13 protein-coding genes and 1 riboswitch are annotated in these 16,542 nt (G+C 52.0%); of the genes, 8 read left to right on the top strand and 5 right to left on the bottom strand.

From position 1 onward, the window contains the following. From H8K47_RS05750 to H8K47_RS05720, 7 genes are all read left to right on the top strand, one after another. Positions 1-411: IS3 family transposase (locus tag H8K47_RS05750; protein ID WP_186880461.1), on the top strand; the 411-nt coding region annotated here is incomplete at its 5' end. Positions 412-610: 199 nt separating this feature from the next. Then, a riboswitch (S-adenosyl-L-homocysteine riboswitch) is annotated at positions 611-767 on the top strand. Between the two features lie 39 nt (positions 768-806). After that, the gene (gene ahcY, locus H8K47_RS05745) at positions 807-2,216 is read left to right on the top strand and encodes an adenosylhomocysteinase (RefSeq protein ID WP_186880460.1); all 1,410 of its coding nucleotides are present in this window, start codon (positions 807-809) and stop codon (positions 2,214-2,216) included. A 60-nt stretch (positions 2,217-2,276) separates the two neighbouring features. Further along, positions 2,277-2,621 carry a phage holin family protein gene (locus tag H8K47_RS05740; RefSeq protein ID WP_186880459.1) on the top strand — a complete coding sequence of 115 codons (345 nt, stop codon included), beginning with the start codon at positions 2,277-2,279 and terminating at the stop codon, positions 2,619-2,621. Further along, positions 2,618-3,445, top strand: a complete 828-nt coding sequence (metF, locus tag H8K47_RS05735) for a methylenetetrahydrofolate reductase [NAD(P)H] (RefSeq protein WP_186880458.1) — start codon at positions 2,618-2,620, stop codon at positions 3,443-3,445. The genes H8K47_RS05740 and metF overlap by 4 nt, the downstream gene beginning before the upstream one ends. 286 nt (positions 3,446-3,731) lie before the next feature. After that, positions 3,732-4,142, top strand: a complete 411-nt coding sequence (locus tag H8K47_RS05730) for a type 2 periplasmic-binding domain-containing protein (RefSeq protein ID WP_230405124.1) — start codon at positions 3,732-3,734, stop codon at positions 4,140-4,142. A 35-nt stretch (positions 4,143-4,177) separates the two neighbouring features. Next, positions 4,178-5,338: a porin gene (locus H8K47_RS05725; protein WP_186880457.1), complete on the top strand. Its 1,161-nt coding sequence runs from the start codon at positions 4,178-4,180 to the stop codon at positions 5,336-5,338. 174 nt (positions 5,339-5,512) lie between these two features. Then, the gene (locus H8K47_RS05720) at positions 5,513-6,298 is read left to right on the top strand and encodes an oxygen-binding di-iron domain-containing protein (protein WP_186880456.1); all 786 of its coding nucleotides are present in this window, start codon (positions 5,513-5,515) and stop codon (positions 6,296-6,298) included. Between the two features lie 11 nt (positions 6,299-6,309). Here H8K47_RS05720 and H8K47_RS05715 read toward each other — a convergent pair whose 3' ends face one another. Next, positions 6,310-6,792 carry an Lrp/AsnC family transcriptional regulator gene (locus H8K47_RS05715; RefSeq protein WP_162020627.1) on the bottom strand — a complete coding sequence of 161 codons (483 nt, stop codon included), beginning with the start codon at positions 6,790-6,792 and terminating at the stop codon, positions 6,310-6,312. 148 nt (positions 6,793-6,940) lie between these two features. Here H8K47_RS05715 and metC point away from each other — a divergent pair, with 148 nt between their 5' ends. Beyond that, a complete protein-coding gene (gene metC, locus H8K47_RS05710) occupies positions 6,941-8,155 on the top strand; it encodes a cystathionine beta-lyase (protein ID WP_186880455.1) in 1,215 nt (404 codons plus the stop codon). A 176-nt stretch (positions 8,156-8,331) separates the two neighbouring features. Here the strand turns inward: metC and H8K47_RS05705 are convergent, their stop codons facing one another. From H8K47_RS05705 to H8K47_RS05690, 4 genes are all read right to left on the bottom strand, one after another. Beyond that, entirely contained in the window at positions 8,332-10,599 is a 2,268-nt protein-coding gene (locus H8K47_RS05705) for a penicillin-binding protein 1A (protein WP_186880454.1), read from the bottom strand. Between the two features lie 6 nt (positions 10,600-10,605). Beyond that, positions 10,606-12,372, bottom strand: coding sequence for an ABC transporter ATP-binding protein (locus H8K47_RS05700; RefSeq protein ID WP_186880453.1), 1,767 nt, complete (start codon positions 12,370-12,372; stop codon positions 10,606-10,608). Beyond that, the gene (locus tag H8K47_RS05695; protein WP_186880452.1) at positions 12,362-14,113 is read right to left on the bottom strand and encodes an ABC transporter ATP-binding protein; all 1,752 of its coding nucleotides are present in this window, start codon (positions 14,111-14,113) and stop codon (positions 12,362-12,364) included. The genes H8K47_RS05700 and H8K47_RS05695 overlap by 11 nt, the downstream gene beginning before the upstream one ends. 189 nt (positions 14,114-14,302) lie before the next feature. Continuing rightward, a complete protein-coding gene (locus H8K47_RS05690; RefSeq protein ID WP_186880451.1) occupies positions 14,303-16,414 on the bottom strand; it encodes a prolyl oligopeptidase family serine peptidase in 2,112 nt (703 codons plus the stop codon). Positions 16,415-16,542: the final 128 nt, after the last annotated feature.

Below are 16,542 nucleotides of genomic sequence, written 5' to 3'. Positions count from 1 at the left end.
GATCTATACAACGGAGAAATTATTGCCTTTAACACGTCACGGCGGCCGGTATTTAAGATGATCAGCGAAATGCTGACGAGCGCATGGAGCAAGTTAAAGCCTGGAGATCGTCCGATACTGCACTCCGATCAGGGCTGGCAATATCAAATGCCAGCATACCGGCGCTTACTGGAACAGCGCCAGGTGACGCAAAGCATGTCGCGCAAAGGGAACTGTCTGGATAACGCAGCGATGGAGAGCTTCTTTGCTGTATTGAAGTCGGAATACTATTACCTGACCAAATTCAACAACGTCGAGGAGCTGGAGAAGGGATTGGCTGACTACATCCACTACTATAATCATGACCGTATAAAACTGAAATTAAAAGGGCTGAGTCCTGTTCAATACAGGAATCAGCCCTTGGCCACGTAACTATCAAGCTGTCCAACTAAATGGGGTCACTTCACATGGCATCCTTTTTTGTTTTACAGCGGTATTGCAGCGGGATTACAGCGGTTTGTACCTGATTTGTACGACCAAAAGCAAAAATTCGGCTGGGGTGGCTTCGCATACATACTGCGTGCAGTTCAGCTTGCTATGCAGAAAACCCTGAGCTGCGCTATACTTCCCAGCTTCCAAGGAGCGTTGCGACGGAAATCTCTTTTCCGCCAGGCTTGGAATCACAGGCGTAAGCCGGTAGTTTGCTTTTCATTTGCCTTTCTTGTTTCTGATGATGCAAAAAATGAACAAATTTCCGGCCTTGCTGACCACAACTGCGCTCACGTTACTTTTTTCTTTAGAAAGGAGGGCGTGAGAACGCCGCCATCATGACTACTCAAACAGCACATCAAGACTACCTCGTCGCCGACATCAGCCTGGCTGACTGGGGCCGTAAAGAAATTCAGATCGCTGAAACAGAAATGCCTGGCCTGATGGCGATCCGTGAGGAATTCGCTGCCAGCCAGCCCCTCAAAGGCGCACGCATCACCGGTTCGCTGCATATGACGATACAGACCGCAGTGCTGATCGAGACACTCAATGCACTGGGCGCACAGGTACGCTGGGCTTCCTGCAATATTTACTCCACCCAGGATCACGCGGCGGCAGCGATCGCAGCTGGCGGTACACCGGTATTCGCATTCAAAGGCGAAAACCTGGATGAATACTGGGAATTCACGCACCGCATTTTTGAATGGACCGACGGTGGTTATTCCAACATGATCCTGGATGACGGTGGTGATGCGACTTTGCTGCTGCACCTAGGCACCCGTGCAGAAAAAGATATTTCTGTACTCGATCATCCAGGCTCAGAAGAAGAAATCTGCCTGTTCAATGCAATCAAATCCCATCTGAAAACCGATGCGAACTGGTACTCTAAGCGCCTGGCTGAGATCAAGGGCGTGACCGAAGAAACCACGACTGGTGTACATCGTCTGTACCAGATGCATAAAGAAGGCAAGCTGGCTTTCCCTGCAATTAACGTCAATGACTCCGTCACGAAATCGAAATTTGATAACCTGTACGGCTGCCGCGAATCGCTGGTGGATGGTATCAAACGCGCCACTGACGTGATGATCGCGGGTAAGGTCGCGGTGATCGCTGGCTACGGTGATGTTGGTAAGGGTTCTGCGCAAGCGATGCGTGCTCTGTCTGCTCAGGTCTGGGTCACAGAAATCGATCCTATCTGCGCCTTGCAGGCAGCGATGGAAGGTTACCGCGTGGTGACCATGGATTATGCAGCGGAACATGGCGACATCTTTGTGACCACCACAGGTAACTACCACGTGATTTCGCACGCCCATATGCAGAAGATGAAGGATCAGGCCATCGTCTGTAATATCGGTCACTTTGATAATGAGATCGATGTGGCTTCGCTCAAGCAGTACACTTGGGAAAACATCAAACCCCAAGTGGATCATGTAATTTTCCCTGATGGCAAACGCATTATCTTGCTGGCCGAAGGCCGTCTGGTGAATCTGGGTTGCGGTACTGGTCATCCATCCTATGTAATGAGCTCTTCGTTTGCGAATCAGACGATCGCCCAGATCGAACTCTTCCTCAACAATACGCAATATCCGGTCGGCGTGTACACTCTGCCGAAACATCTGGATGAAAAAGTCGCACGTCTGCAATTGAAAAAACTCAATGCACAACTGAGTGAACTGACCGATGAACAAGCTGCTTATATCGGCGTGAAAAAAGAAGGCCCTTACAAGCCGGAACACTATCGTTATTAAGATCTGAACCTTTCCCCGCTCTGTCAGCGCAGACCGGGGATTTTTTTTACAGGAGATGCTATGCGTCTGCTCGCTATCTGGCTGGTGAATGCGCTTGCATTGCTGGCGCTTCCCTATCTGATGCATACCGTGACTGTGGATAGTCTTGGTACAGCGCTGTTAGTCGCGCTGGTGCTGGGTTTTGCCAATACTGTATTACGTCCGGCGCTGTTGTTGCTGACCTTGCCAGTTACAGTGATTAGCATGGGCTTATTCATTTTTGTGATTAATGGCCTGCTGTTCTGGGGGGTAGCGAGCATGGTGGATGGTTTCCATGTAGCCGGTTTTTGGTCCGCAGTGGGTGGCGCCTTGTTATACAGCGTGATCTCCTGGACGCTTTCGACTTTACTTTTGCAAAAATCATGAATCAACATAACTTCAGCATAGAATTTTTTCCGCCTAAGACCGCTGAAGGGGTGGAGAAACTGCGCGTTACCCGCAACAAACTGGCTGAGTTGCAGCCTAAATATTTTTCCGTGACTTTCGGTGCCGGTGGCACTACCCAGCAAGGTACACTCGATACCGTGGTCGATATCCGGCGTGAGGGTTTTGAAGCGGCTCCACACTTATCTTGCGTTGGTGGTACCCGTGACTCGATACGTCAGATTCTGCAGCAATATCAGGCGCATGATATCCGTCGTTTGGTTGCACTGCGTGGTGATTTACCCAGCGGTTATGGCATGGGTGGCGAGTTCCGCTATGCGAATGAGCTGGTTGAGTTTATCCGTGCTGAAACCGGTGACTGGTTTCATATCGAAGTGGCAGCTTATCCGGAAATGCATCCACAGGCACGTTCGCCGCAGGATGATCTGCAAAACTTTGTACGCAAAGTGAAGGCGGGGGCGAATTCTGCGATTACCCAGTATTTTTATAATGCGGACGCTTATTTCCGCTTTGTGGAAGAGGCGCACAAGCTGGGCGTGGATGTGCCTGTGCTGGCCGGTATTATGCCGATCACCAATAGCAGCCAGTTACAGCGCTTCTCAGAAATGTGTGGCGCTGAGATCCCTCGATGGATACGCCTGAAGCTCAATAGCTACGGCGATGACAGTGCATCGATCAAGGCTTTTGGGCTGGATGTGGTCAGCAGTATGTGTGAACGTTTGTTGGCAGGCGGCGCGCCGGGTTTGCATTTTTATTCCCTGAATCAGGCGGCGCCCACCACAGCGATTTGGAAAAATCTGATTTAATTTCCTTTGTCATCATGCGAAAAGCAGCAGCGGAGCCTGGCCTCCCCTGCTGCTTTTTTTTGTTCCGTTGCGGAAAGTTAACGTTCGCAATAAACAAATTGGGAATTTCCAATCAGCATGACTAGACTGAAATCAGCAGGTTAGCCCGGGTCATCGCATCGTTTTTTGCCTTTCCGGACGGCGTGATTTTGTATACCCGTAGTCTGTTTCCCCACCCGAATTTCCCCTGAAATAGCCTCATTGTCAGTCCTGTTCTGCTGTTGCAGTTTTTACCGGAGGATGAGTCATGAAGTGCCGATATCTGAGTTTGCTTGCTGTGATCGTGGTGGGGTGCCTGAGCATGCCAGTCCACGCTGAGATGGTCATCATCGTCAATAAAGAAAATCCTGCCACTAAATTGTTCCTGAATCAGGTCGCACAATTTTATCTGGGCGGCTCTAATTTATTTGCACCGGTGGAGCTCGCAGAAAACTCACCGATGCGTGCGGAGTTTTATAAAAAAGTGTTGGATAAAGATCCGGCTCAGGTACAAGCCATCTGGTCCAAACTGCTTTTCACGGGAAAAGCCAAAGCACCGAAAGAGTTCAAATCCAGTGCTGAGGTGAAGAAGTATGTCAGTGAAACCCCAAATGCGATGGGTTATATAGAAAAATCTGCGGTCGACGACAGCGTCAAAGTTGTCGCCATCGTACCGTGATCTGCTGGACTGACATCAAGATAAGGAGAATAGCGATGAAGAAGTTAGTGTGTGCCATGCTCTTGTTGCCAGGTCTGGCTTCAGCGATTGATCTGGATGAAAGCGGTTCGCTCAAACTGAGCGGTTTTTATAATCTGACTGCAGGTAAGGTACTCAGTGGTTCGGCAATGGGCAGTTCCACCCCTTGGACTTATCAGCAATATCAATGCCCATGTTCGATACAGAACTGGGAATACACCGGGGTATATGAAAAATCCAAGGGCTGGCAACTGGATCAGGAATCGCTACTGGGTTTGCAATTGAAAAAAGAATTTTCACCTACCTTGTCCGCAACAGCGCAAGTCGTGATGCGCACGCTGAATCCGAACAAAGGTTCACGCCCAACCGTAGACTGGGCTTATCTGAGCTGGCAACCGAGTGCGGAATCTGACTGGACTTTTCAGGCTGGACGCTTCCGGATTCCTTTGTATTATTACAGTGATTATCTGTATATCGGTTATGCCTATCCCTGGTCGCGTCCTGCTCCGGATGTATATGGCTGGCCGATTTACGCCTACGATGGCGGCAACGTCAGTTATCGTCATCAGTTGGGGCAGTCTGACTGGGCGATGACGGCCACTGCGTGGGCGGGCAGCTTTACCTCGGATAATAATCCTTACTACACGCGCTTGTACTACACCACGCCGACCAATGATGCATGGAAAAAAATTCTTGGTGCTTCCGTTAGTGTCAATAATGGGATTTTCGACATGCGCGCGATGATGATGCGGCATGAAGAAACCGTGTCACAAAATGATCCGGTCGCTGGCACTACCTTCCTGCTGCAAGATCAGCCGACCCGGATTATGGGCTTATCCATCAATATGGATTACAAAAACTGGCTGCTCAAATCGGAGTTTGACCGTTTCGAACAAAAGGATGCGTCTAAGGGGATTAACAATATCTATAAGTACGCCTTGTTTGGTATTGGTTATAACTTCGGTGCCTGGACGCCGATGTATACCTACTCGCAATACACAACAGTGACCGAGCCGATAGAAGCACGTCAATCGCATTATCTGTCTTTGCGCTGGGACTTCCGTAAAAACATGGCACTGAAACTGCAATACGATATTTCTAAAGACAAGTCACATTACCCCTATCCTTTCTTTGGTGATTCCAAGTTGTTGTCTCTGTCACTGCAAGGTACGTTTTGAACATTGAAGTTGTGCTCCTCTTGAGGCCACCTCAGCTGCCGCTGCGGTGGTCGTTTTTTATGGTGAAGTATCTTTTTCCTACAATCATCGTTTTGATGTAAGTCAACGTTGCTTGTGTAGTAATGGTTACAATCAAATGTCCGATTTTGGATGACAGAGCAGCGGGGAGAAAAATTGGCTATCGAGCTTTATAACGACGGAAAACATGTCTGTATCATGTTTAATGATCTGATCAAGGACGATGCGGCAGATCATGCTGTGCAGGCTAATCAGTTTCTGATCGTGTCCGACGGCGAAGGTGCGATGATCGATCCTTCCGGTCACCTGACGTATAACTCGCTGGTGCTGGCGATGCATAAATACTTGCCTAAGCAGCAGTTAAAGTATTTGTTCGCTTCGCATCAGGATCCTGACATTATCGGTGCGCTCGACAAGTGGTTATTCAGCACGGAATGTAATTTATATGTGTCTAAACTGTGGGCACGCTTCGTACCGCATTTCTGTAATCTGAACCGGGCTGAAGGTCGTATTATCGGCATCCCCGATGAAGGCATGCCGGTACACCTGCGTGATACCGTGATACACGCGGTGCCTGCGCACTTTTTGCATGCTGAAGGCAATTTCCAGTTTTATGACAGCAAGTCGAAAATCCTGTTTTCCGGCGATATGGGCGCCTCCATGGTGGACGCCAAGGATATCGAACGTCCTATCACCAGCAAAGACGAGTTTTACCAGGAATTACATAGCATGAGCGGTTTCCATAAGCGCTACATGGTATCGAATAAGGTGTGTCGTTATTGGGCGAATATGGTGCGCGGTATGGACGTGGACATGCTGGTGCCTCAGCACGGCCGTTACTTCCAGGGTAAAGAAGCCATCCATGCTTTCCTGGACTGGATAGAAAATCTGCAGTGCGGGATAGATTTGTTCACGCAGGAACACTATCGCTTCCGCGGCTAGGGGCTACTGGTTTAAGTCTGCCGTGCTGCCTTGATGTTCACATAATCCAGCGGCAGGGCAGTGGTGCTCTTAATGACTTCCATTACGAAGCTCGAACTCACATCCTGCAGGTCGACGACACGCACCAGTTTTTTGTAGACCTGATCAAAACCCGCCATATCCGGTACATGGACTTTTAACAGATAGTCGATATCACCACTCATACGCAGGATTTCCACGATTTCCGGTATGTCTTTTACTCCGCTGATAAATTGCTGCATCCATTGTTCATTGTGGCGCGCCGCTTTCAGCGTCACCATGACCGTCAGCCCCAGATTCAGACGTACCGGATCACACAGCACGACGTGCTGACGGATCACACCATCCTCCTGCATTTTTTGCACCCGACGCCAGCAGGGCGTGACAGACAAGTGTACGGCCTGCGCCAGTTCTGCCATACCGATAGACGCATCTTTTTGTAATAAATGCAGAATTTCTAGGTCTTTTTTGTCCATATTCTTTAAATATTAGAAAATTTTTCTTAATTTAACATGAAATACACGGAAAATTGGTAAAAAATTTCCTGGCAGGATAGGTAGGATGTAAGCCTCTGTGACAGCACACTAAGTCATTGCTGAAAACAAACTGAATTGAGGAGACCGTATGAACCCGCACGATACCAGCCTGCACACTGCCACCCGCCTGACCCATGCAGGTCGCAAGGGGAAAAGCCATCATGGCCCGGTCAATCCGCCACTGGTACGTGCGTCGACCATGCTGTTTCCTGACTGTGCGTCCTTGCAGGATGCGTATGGCACCCGCAGTTGCTATGGCCGTCACGCAACCGAGACGACGATGGCGCTGGAGCAGGCATTATGTGCCGCGGAAGGCGCGGCTGGCTGTATGCTGACTTCCTCAGGCTTATCGGCGATCACCACCACATTGCTGGCGCTGCTGGGCCCTGGCGATCATTTACTGATGGTCGATACGGCTTATGATCCTAGCCGCCAGTTCTGTGATGGCTTACTCAAACAAATCGGCGTGAGCACGACTTACTACGATCCGCTGATCGGTGCTGGCATCGCCAGCCTGATGCGGCCGGAAACCAAGGTGGTGTTTGTTGAGTCACCAGGCTCGCTGACTTTTGAGGTGCAGGATATTCCTGCGATTGCAGCCGTCGCGCATGCAGCAGGCGCAGTGGTCGTATCGGACTCCACCTGGGCCACGCCGATAGGCTGGTCTTCTTTTGAGCTGGGTATTGATGTGTCCATCCATGCCGCCACCAAATACATCGTTGGTCACTCAGATGCCTTGATGGGGGCGATTCTGACTAACGAAGCATTGCATGCACGTGTACGTGCTACCTATAAACAACTGGGCATGTCGATTGGTGGCGACGATGCGGCACTCGCGTTGCGCGGCTTACGTACCATGGCAGCCCGCCTGGCGGTACATCGCGACAGTGCGCAAATCGTCGCGCGCTGGTTGAGTGATCAGCCGGAAGTGGCAGAAGTTTTATATCCGCCTATGCCAGGTGCGGCTGGTCATGAATTATGGAAACGTTATTTCCGTGCTGAGTATGCCTGTGGTCTGATGGGCGCAGTATTCCGCGCTGATATTACACAGCAGCAGGTTGCTGCCTTGATCGACCGTACCCGCTTATTTGGGATTGGTTTTAGCTGGGGTGGATATGAAAGTCTGATCCTGCCAACCAATCCGCAATCCTACCGTACGATCAATCCACAGAAATGGGCTGCACCTATGCTGCGTCTGCATGTGGGCTTGGAAGCGGTGGAAGATTTGATCAATGATTTGGATACCGGATTTATTGCCTTGCGCGCACAACAAGAAACAAATGCGCTTGCCTGTGCTGCCTGAATTCTGACATGAAGAAGCAGCCGGCATGTCATCCTCTTGTCATGCCGTTTCGCTACAATGCGATCGTCCTACTGCTTCTCCTCCAAAGGTCAGGATATTTACCCACAGCGTGCTGTGGGTTTTTTTTTGCTGATGATTCCAGATGGCTGCGGATAGCCACGGATACAGAAGGCATCCTATTGCGCAGTGCCGGCCTGATTCGTCGTTGAGACTGGTGTGGCTGGCGCCACCTCATTCATGTCCAGCGTACGCACGCCACCGCCGTTCAGAAATTCAGCATACATCCAGTCGCCTTCGGCATTGCTGATGCCTTCCGGTGGCGCTCTCTGGATTTCCGGCTTGCCTGTCAGCGCAGCACGCATACTATCTATCCAGATTGGCAAGGCCAGCGTCGCACCGAATTCACGTCCACCCAATGATTTGGGCGTGTCATAACCCATCCACGCGACGGCCACGACATTCCCGGCATAACCGGCAAACCAGCCATCAACAGCATCGCTTGTGGTGCCGGTTTTGCCGGCCAGATCATGTCGTCCCAGCCTGACGCTGGCGGATGCGGCGGTACCACTGCGTGTGACCTCACGTAACATGGCATCCATGATAAAGGCATTGCGGCTATCGATCACCCGGTCAACATCCTGCGCTATGGCTGGCGCAGGGTAGGATTTCAGCACATTGCCTTTGCTATCCGTCATTTTGGTGATCAGATTCGGTTGCACCTGATAGCCACCATTGGCAAATACCGCGTAGGCGGTCGCCAGTTGGAGTGGTGTGACTGAGCCAGTTCCCAGGGCCAGCGTCAGATTGTCCGGATGTTTATCCTTGCTGAAACCAAAGTGGCTGATCCAGTTTTGCGCATTGCTGACACCAACTGCCTTGAGAATACGCACAGAAACGACATTCTTCGATTTTGCCAATGCGGTTCGCATCGTGATTGGGCCATCATATTTGCCATCGTCATTGCGCGGATCCCAGCGCAGCGCTTCTTCTGAGGTGGCTGATAACTGTACGTCATTGATCAGCGTGGCAGGTGAAAAGCCTTGTTCCAGCGCGGCAGAATACACGAAGGGCTTCATGCTGGAGCCGGGCTGACGCCAGCCGCTGGTGACATGATTGAATTTCTTACGGTTGAAATCAAAGCCACCTACCAACGCCCGGTAAGCGCCGGTTTCTGCATTCAGTGCCACGTATGAGCCTTCGACTTCCGGCAACTGCGTGATACTCCAGCGTTTTTTCTGATCTTGCAGCACACGGATCAGTGCACCAGGTGTGATCTTCATGTCAGATTTAGCTTTGGCCTGCAATCCGGCGGCGGCAAATTTCAAGCCGTCACCATCGATCACTATCGTGTCGCCATTGGCCAGCTCGGCTTTGACGACTTTGGTGCTGACTTCGGTCACAACGGCGGCCTGTAACTTATCGCTGGCAGGATGTTTGCGTAAAGCCTCATCGATTGCATCATCGCGCTCATCTTCATCGGCCGGTAACTGGATAAAGGCTTCCGGACCACGGTAGCCATGGCGCTGATCATAGGCCATGACATGATGACGCACCGCTTCGTAGGCAGCTTCCTGATCTGCCTTTAACAGCGTGGTATAGACTTTGATGCCACTGGTATAGGCCTGATCCTTATATTCCTCAACCACTGTCTGTCTGACCATTTCAGCGACATAGTCAGCATGGGTGTCATAAATCTGTTTGCCGGTTACAGTGATTTTTTCATGCAAAGCCTGGTCGTACTGAGCTTCGGTAATCACGCCACGGTTGAGCATGAGCTTGAGCACCACTTCCTGTCTTTGTTTGGCCTTCTGAAAATTGCTGACTGGATTATGCCTTACCGGATTTTTTGGTATGCCGACCAGCATTGCCGATTCCGCCAGACTCAGCTCATTCAGAGATTTATTGAAGTAAGTGCGTGCTGCCCCAGCGAAGCCATGTGTACGCTGCCCCAGATAAATCTGGTTCATATACAGTTCCAGAATCTGGTCTTTGCTGAGTGCGGCCTCAATGCGGGTAGTGAGTAATAATTCCTTGAGTTTGCGGTTCACAGTTTTTTCCTGTGACAGGAAAAAATTTCTGGCCACCTGCATCGTGATGGTGGAGGCACCCTGATGAAACCCACCGCGTAAATCGGCCAATACGGCACGACCGGCACCGATAAAGTCGATACCGCTATGATCGTAAAAGCGTGCATCTTCGGTCGACAGCAGTGCAGTTTTGAGCTGCTCAGGGATATCTTTAATCGGTACAAATTCGCGGTGTTCTTCACCGAACTCACCGATCAGCGCATTATCTGCTGTGTAAATGCGCAACGGGATTTTGGGACGATAATCCGTTACCGCATCGAGCGCTGGCAGATTCGGGGCAAGCACCAGAAACACATAGGCCAGCACAGCCCCTGCGACGACGCCCAGCAATGCCAATACGGCAGCGATCCATTTCATCTTGGTTTATTCCTCTAAAGTTTGCAGCAGATACAGCTTTTGGTAGATGCCTTGCTCTATCTGCATTAATGCCGCGTGGCTGCCTTGTTCGCTGATACGGCCATGATTCAGGACCACGATATTATCGGCATCACGGATAGTGGACAAGCGATGGGCGATGGCGATGATGGTGACGCTACCTCTGAGTGCATTGAGCGCTACCTGGACTATTTGCTCAGTTTCGCTGTCTATATGCGAAGTTGCCTCGTCCAGGAACAGGATGTGGGGTTGACCAGCCAGTGCGCGCGCAATCGCAATCAGCTGTTTCTGACCCGTTGATAAACGTGCGCCTCCCTCACCAAGCTGGGTGTCGTAGCCCTGTTCCAGCTGAAGAATAAAGTCATGTACATGCGCGGCTTTGGCGGCGGCGATCAATTCTGCTTCGGGAATGTCACGGCCCATGGCGATATTCTCGCGAGCACTGGCCGCCAGCAGAAAGGGTTCCTGTGGCACCAAACCGACTGCGGCACGAAAGTCAGCTTCGGAAAATCCGGCAATATCCTGACCATCCATACGGATGCTGCCAGATTGCGCTGTATAGAAACGCAGCAGCAAGCTCATGAGGCTGGATTTGCCACTGCCAGTGTGACCGACAATGCCGAAAAACTGACCGGATGGAATGTGCAGATGGATGTTATGCAGTACCGGATGGTCCGCATCATAGCCAAACTGCAGCCCGTCGATATCGACCCGGCCGCTGCACATCTGTGCCTGGCAACTATGATCGGCAGTCAGGGTTTCTGCCAATAGCGTATTGACGCGTGCTGCAGACACAACGGCTTGCTGTATCTGCCCAAACTGCAAAGTAATTTGTATCAGTGGCTCCACCACGCGCGCGATATAACTGACAAACGCATACAAAATGCCTATTTCTATGCCTGAAAAGCTGCGCTGACTGAAACTAAAAATGACGATCACCAGCAGACCTGTATTCATCAGATCGAGTGCAGGTCTCAGCAACCAGGAGTTGGCCCTTAACTCATCCAGCCTGGCCTGATAATGTAATTGATTGGTGTGCCCGAAGCGTTCCCCAAAGCGTCGTTCAGCATTGCTGGCCTGCAGGGTTGCCATGCCCTGTATACTTTCTGCGACCTGAGCATTGATTTCACTGCGCAGTTGCCGTGCACGTGTGACGGCGGGCGCACTCCAGCGCTGATAAAACCAGACGATCAGCACCACCGTGGGAATTAACATCATTACGATCAGCATCAGACGCCAATCCAGCCAGGCCATGGCCAGCAGCGCACCAAGCACCACGATGGAGCTGTCCAGCATCACGAATAAAACCTGTACATACAAATTCTTGACTGCCTCGGTATCGTTGGTTACGCGGCTGACCAGTTGCCCGGTCATCGCCTTGTCGAAGTAGGCCATAGGCAGACGTAACACATGCTGATAGACCTGTTCGCGTAAGCGCCGCACCGAGCGCATCGCGACGCCCGCCAGCCGCGTCAGTTGCAGATAGCGTAAGCCGGTCGCACCCCAGCCGGTGAACAGGTATGCCAGCAGCAATAAGCCGATCATGCCCCATTCCATCTGGCGGGGTAACAGATAATGATCAATGAAGGCCTTACCGAGTAAGGGCCCTAAGGCTTCCAGTCCGGCTGCGAGCAACAGGAAAAGGACGCCGGTCAGGACCTGATTGCGTTCAGGCTGTGCGGCCTGAACCAGCAGTTGCACGGCGAGTTTTTTTTCAGACTTTGCTGATATAGGGTTGGGGTGTTCAGATCGCATTCAGGCTGGCCTCCAGTTGCTGATAACGCCATTGCGAGGCATACCAATGTGGCTGAGCGAGTAATTGGGCATGTGTGCCTTGTTCCGTAATTTGGCCGTTTTTAAGCACGATGATGTGATCGGCATCCACCACAGCGCTGAGGCGATGACTGACGATGACTGCCGCACGCTGCTCGTGGGTTTTTCTGAGTGTGGCCAAATGCTGCAGGATACGGGTTTCGGTATCGGTATCCACTGCCGACAGCGCATCGTCGAGTAATAGCAAAGGACTGTCAGTCAGCAGTGCACGCGCAATTGCCACGCGCTGGCGCTGGCCACCGGATAAAGTGACGCCACGCTCACCGACCGGTGTGTCATAGCCTTGCGGAAAGCGCATGATATCTTCGTGTACCGATGCCAGTGTCGCTGCACGCATGATTTGCTCACGCGTGGCGTCCGGTCTGGACAGCGCGATATTGTCGGCGATTAAGGCAGAAAACAGGAAAGGTTCCTGTGCAACCCAGTTAATTGCGGAGCGTAACGTAGGCAAGCAGTAGTCAGCAATAGGCTGATCGCCCCAGATGATCTTTCCTTGCGTGCTTTCTATCTGTCGCTGTAATAAGCGGATCAGGGTGGACTTGCCCGCCCCGGTTGGACCGACGATTCCTACCGTCTGACCAGGTGCGATGTGCAGATTCACATTGTCCAGTGCAGCATGGGTCTGGCCCGGATAGCGGTAGCTGAGTTGTTGTACCTTGATTACGCCGTTTGGTGTGGTGCTCAGCTGGCCATGGTTACTGACCGCGATCTCCATATTCAGCACTGGTTCCAGCCTGGCCCAGGCGGCTTTGCCGCGCTCCATCAGGGCCAGCACCCAACCCGCTGCAAACATGGGCCAGATCAGCTGGCCCAGATACATACTGAAACTGGTCAACGCGCCTATCGTCATCTCTCCGTGCCACACCAGATAGCCGCCGACCGCGAGCGTCAATGCGCCTGCCGAGGTCAGCGCCAGACCCACTGCGGGTTCATACGCGGCTTCCCAGCGCTGCGCGCTCAGGCTGGCTTGCGCCGCCTGTTCTGCCAGCAGCGCAAATTGCTGCGCACTGCGCTGTTCCAGACCGAGAGCCCTTACCGTTCGCACACCGGCCAGGGTTTCCTGAACCTGATCATTCAAATGACTGAAACGCTGCAAGGCATCACGCGATGCCTCGTGAATATGATGCGTGATACGGCGGAAGGCCAGCGCCATCAAGGGGAAAGGTAACAGCGCCGCCAGTGCCAGTCGCCAGTCTACGCCGATCAGCATCATGCCTATTACCAGTGCGAAGGTCAGGCTGCCATCGAAGCCTGCCAATGCTGCCTCACCAGCAGCCAGCTCTATGGTATCGGCGTCATTGGTGCCCAGCGCCATCAGATCACCGGTACGCTGCTTTTGAAAAAAGTCCTGTCCTTGCAGGCTAAGGCGCTGATATAGCCGCGTACGTAATTCAGCCCCCAGTTGATAGGAGGTGGTGAATAGCTGCATGCGCCAGCCTACCCGTAAAAAATAGATGGCCAACCCCATTAGCAGCAGATACGCAAGTTCAGTCAGCAAAGCCTGTCCCTGCAGCTGATGAGCAACCATGCCGTCTATCACGACACCCACGCGGCGCGGTATCCAGACCGACAGCAGCGCCACTGCCCCCAGCATGATTGCTGCCAGCCAGTACTGGCGCCAATGACGCCGGATAAATTGAAATAAGAGTTGATTCAGTGTCATGCGAACAGTAAAAAAGCGATTATCACAAGAAGACGATCAGATCCGCTAAGCCTGGCTGGCAGTCACGAATCCGCAGTGTAAGTGCAGCGCGACAGCTCTGCAGTTTTGCCTGATTCCGAATAAAAAATCCGTTACCCCTCACAGGATAACGGATTGCACTGTTTAGCGTAATAAGCCGCTGAAACTTAGTCAGTGAATGCGATGCTCAGCATTGTCCCATTTCAGCATATTCCATAAGAAGGTATAGGTGATCGCACTCATGTCTGCACGCTGCGCATTGTTCGCTGCACCGCCGTGACCACCTTCGATATTCTCGTAGTACCAGACGTTTTTATGACCCTGTGCCAGCATCTTGGCCGCCATTTTACGGGCATGACCAGGATGGACACGGTCATCGCGAGTGGAGGTGATGAACAGTACATTCGGATACTTTACTTCCGCCTTCACATTTTGATAGGGCGAATAACGCTGGATAAATGCCCATTCTTCGGCCACGTCAGGATTGCCGTATTCACCCATCCAGGAAGCGCCTGCCAGCAAGTGGCTGAAACGCTGCATATCGAGCAAAGGTACCTGACTGACGACCGCATTGAACAAGTCAGGACGCTGGGTCAGTGCCACCCCGGCCAGCAGACCGCCATTGCTGCCACCCATCGCCCCCAGATGTTGCGGGCTGGTGATTTTGCTGCTGATCAGATGTTCAGCGACAGCTGCAAAATCATCATAGGCACGCTGGCGATTGCCTTTGAGCGCAGCCTGGTGCCAGCTCGGGCCATATTCACCGCCACCACGGATATTGGCGACCACATAGACGCCGCCTTTTTCCAGCCAGTTCTTGCCTAAAGCACCGGAGTAGGAAGGCGTCAGCGATACCTGGAAGCCGCCGTAGCCATACAGCAGGGTAGGATTATTACTGTCCAGTTTCAGGTCTTTGCGTTTCACCATAAAGTAAGGCACTTTGGTGCCATCTTTGGAGGTGGCAAATTGCTGCACTGTTTCGTATGGACTTGCATCAAAGAAGGCTGGTGCTGACTTCAGCTTTTCGCGTTCATCGCTGCCGGCCTTGGCCATCAGGTAGACGCTGGGGGTCAGATAGTCAGAATAGCTGAGCAGGTATTCGTCGCTGTGATCCGGGTCCCAGGCCATGACGCCTACGCTACCCAGAGTAGGCAGGCTGACTTCGCGTTGTGTCCAGCGACCGTCGTTGAAGCGCCATTCCACCAGCTTGCTTTTTACGTCGTTCAGGGATTGCAGCAGCAAGGTATTGCGCGTCGCCGCCATGCCGGTGAATGAGGTGCTGCTGCCTGGCGTGAACAGCGCAGTGAATTGACGTTCGCCTTTCATGAAAGCGTCAAAATCCATCGCCAGCACACTGCCTGCGGCAAAAGTCTGACCACCCGTGGTCCAGTTTTCTCGCGGTGTGACAATGATTTGTGAACTGAAGAAGGACACGTCGGACTGGGCCGGCACATCCAGGCGCGTCAGTTGGTCGCCATTGCGCAGGAATTGTTCCGAGGTGTAAAACGTGATTTGTCGGTGTACCAGTTCATGCCGTACACCACCGTGCTCGCTGTTTTGTGCCGCGACGCTCATATCGGTTTTCTGTGCTTCCAACAAGGTGTGTGCCTTGCTCAGCGGCGTGCCACGCTTCCATTCTTTGACGATGCGTGCATAGCCAGAGTCAGTCAGCGAGCCTTTGCCGAAATCCGTCGCGACATAGAGTGTATCTTTATCACGCCAATCTACATTCATCTTGGCTTCTGGCAGGGTAAAACCGCCTTTGACGAAACTTTTGGACTTCAGATCAAACTCACGCAGTGTGACTGCATCGGCACCGCCACGCGATAATTCGATCAGGCAGCGGTCATATTCCGGTTCACGGCAATTCGCGCGTTTATAGACCCAGTTTTCATTTTCCTGCTTAGCCAGTGCATCCACGTCCAGCACTATTTCCCAGGCTGGTTGTGCTTTACGATATTCGTCCAGTGTGGTTTTGCGCCACAGACCGCGTGGATGTTCGGCATCGGTCCAGAAGTTATAGACCGCATCGCCCATTTTATAGATGCCGGGAATCCGGTCTTTGGAATTCAGGATCACACCCAGATCGTCGCGCAGTTTGATAAAGCCGGCGTCCTTATCGAGTTTGCTGCGGGTTTCTGCATTGCGTGCCTTAACCCAGTTCAGCGCCTTATCGCCGCTGACATCTTCCAGCCATTGATGTGGATCTTGCGTTTGCGCGTAGCTGACGCTGGCCGCCGCCAGCAGTGTCAGCGCCGCCAGGAATTGACGTTGTGGTTTCATGTGTTCTCAGTCTCGTTGTAATTTGTGGTCATTAAATAGAACATGGGAAAAATCATTGTGCTGAATCCGGAAACCAGATATCACTGATCTCTGTATTGCATTGCCTGAGTTGCCAGCGTGACACGAAA

The organism is Cognatundibacterium rugosum (assembly GCF_014284365.1).
GTDB lineage: Bacteria > Pseudomonadota > Gammaproteobacteria > Burkholderiales > Burkholderiaceae_D > Undibacterium > Undibacterium rugosum.
This window is presented reverse-complemented; position numbering and strand designations above follow the sequence as displayed.

Excerpts from the sequence above, each read along its gene's own strand:
- ahcY (WP_186880460.1), top strand. The coding sequence starts at position 807 with ATGACTACTCAAACAGCACATCAAGACTACCTCGTCGCCGACATCAGC.
- H8K47_RS05740 (WP_186880459.1), top strand. The coding sequence starts at position 2,277 with ATGCGTCTGCTCGCTATCTGGCTGGTGAATGCGCTTGCATTGCTGGCG.
- metF (WP_186880458.1), top strand. The coding sequence starts at position 2,618 with ATGAATCAACATAACTTCAGCATAGAATTTTTTCCGCCTAAGACCGCT.
- H8K47_RS05730 (WP_230405124.1), top strand. The coding sequence starts at position 3,732 with ATGAAGTGCCGATATCTGAGTTTGCTTGCTGTGATCGTGGTGGGGTGC.
- H8K47_RS05725 (WP_186880457.1), top strand. The coding sequence starts at position 4,178 with ATGAAGAAGTTAGTGTGTGCCATGCTCTTGTTGCCAGGTCTGGCTTCA.
- H8K47_RS05715 (WP_162020627.1), bottom strand. The coding sequence starts at position 6,792 with ATGGACAAAAAAGACCTAGAAATTCTGCATTTATTACAAAAAGATGCG.
- metC (WP_186880455.1), top strand. The coding sequence starts at position 6,941 with ATGAACCCGCACGATACCAGCCTGCACACTGCCACCCGCCTGACCCAT.
- H8K47_RS05705 (WP_186880454.1), bottom strand. The coding sequence starts at position 10,599 with ATGAAATGGATCGCTGCCGTATTGGCATTGCTGGGCGTCGTCGCAGGG.
- H8K47_RS05700 (WP_186880453.1), bottom strand. The coding sequence starts at position 12,372 with ATGCGATCTGAACACCCCAACCCTATATCAGCAAAGTCTGAAAAAAAA.
- H8K47_RS05695 (WP_186880452.1), bottom strand. The coding sequence starts at position 14,113 with ATGACACTGAATCAACTCTTATTTCAATTTATCCGGCGTCATTGGCGC.
- H8K47_RS05690 (WP_186880451.1), bottom strand. The coding sequence starts at position 16,414 with ATGAAACCACAACGTCAATTCCTGGCGGCGCTGACACTGCTGGCGGCG.